The 1,446-nt window shown below is 65.1% G+C and carries 1 protein-coding gene; it reads right to left on the bottom strand.

What is annotated here, in order from left to right; translation table 11 throughout:
• Positions 1 to 71 precede the first annotated feature (71 nt).
• Positions 72 to 1,358 carry an ISNCY family transposase gene (locus tag OA56_RS09590; RefSeq protein WP_198289052.1) on the bottom strand — a complete coding sequence of 429 codons (1,287 nt, stop codon included), beginning with the start codon at positions 1,356 to 1,358 and terminating at the stop codon, positions 72 to 74.
• Between the last annotated feature and the right edge of the window lie 88 nt (positions 1,359 to 1,446).

Raw genomic sequence — 1,446 nt, 5'->3', positions numbered from 1 at the left:
TGTCAAGGCAAAATAGAAATGTCCGGTCGTTGGGCAAGATAAAGATGTCCGGTTGGGGCGGAGGTTTCGTGTCAGGGGGCGGCCTCCTTGCCGCCTTCTGAGGGCGGCGGCTCGGGGTACTGTCGCCAGGGATGATCCGGGCCGGGGCGCCATAGCTTTTTCGGGGTGCGTTTCTCGACGAGTTCGTCGACCCGGGCGTTCAACGTCTTGTCATCGAGGGGCTGCGGCACGTCCTGCGTGGCATCGAAGACCGTGAAGGCAAGCACCTCCTGGCCATGCAGCAGTTCGATGCGCCCATCGCCATAAACGACGACGGTGACGTTGGCGCCGCGCAGCCCATAGCGCGGTGCGCCCTGGGTGCGCACGATATAGCGTTGCCGCCTGAACGACAGCACCAGGTCCTTGGAGAGCTTGCGGCGATGGTGCGTGGCACAGCAGCGCGCCAGCTCCTCGGCCTTGCCCTCATAGGGAAGATGGGCATCGTTGGGCTCTGCCGGGCTTTGCGCAAAGCGGGCATTGTGCTCGACGAGGTACGGTTCCAGGAACGCATTGGCGCTGAGCAGGTCACTGATGCCGGTCAGGCGCATCGCCTTCACCAGGCGATCCTGCAAGGTCTGAAAGAGACGCTCGACGCGCCCCTTGGCCTGAGGCGTGCGCGCCTGTATTCCGGCAATCCCCAGGGTGTCCAGGGCGCGCTGAAACTGCGTCGGCGCTTCGTCCTCCGGATCGTGCTTGGTGAAGATGCCGTGCCGGTCGCTGTAGAGCGCCACCGGCCGGCCATGGCGCGTGACATAGTCCTGCAAGGCGCTCAGGTAGGCTTGGGTGCTTTCCACCGGCGCAAAATGCGCATGCATCACCCGGCTCGTGGCATCGTCGATGAAAGCAATGAGCGTGCAGCGCTTGCCCCGGCCTTCGAGCCAGTCGTGGGGGCTGCCGTCGATCTGCACCAGCTCCCCCAGACGAGCCCGCCTGGGGCGGGGTGGGTGCAGCGTCACGCGCCGCCCACGGGCGGCCTGCCACAGACCGGCTTCGATCATCCAGCCCCGCAAGGTCTCTTTCGAGACGCTCAGTCCTTCGGCGGCCAGATGCTCGGCCGCCAGTGTCGGACCGAAATCGGCGTAGCACTGCGACAGACGTGCCATGACGCGTTCCTTGAACGACGGCGCCAACCTCCGCCCCGAGGGCTTGCCGCGCCGACGATCCACCAAACCGGCCGCGCCTTGCGCTTCGTAGCGCCGCAGCAGGCGCCGCACCTGCCGATCCGTCAGCCCCAGGCGTTCGGCGGCCGCTTTCTGGCTCACCACCCCGTCGAGCACCTGGCGCAGCACCTCCAGCCGCTTGAGCTCTTTGTCACTCATCTCGATCCGCTCCATCAAAACCTCCGCATCGCCTCGATGCGGACATTTTCATCTTGCCCAGAGCGGACATTACTATTTTGCTCTTACA

The sequence above is a fragment of the Tepidiphilus sp. HLB4 genome, assembly GCF_054823945.1.
Note: the sequence above shows the minus strand (reverse complement) of the source record. Positions and strands in the feature narration are given on the sequence as shown.

Bases quoted from the DNA above. Each gene is read 5' to 3' on its own strand.
- OA56_RS09590 (WP_198289052.1), bottom strand. From the start codon at position 1,358: ATGAGTGACAAAGAGCTCAAGCGGCTGGAGGTGCTGCGCCAGGTGCTC.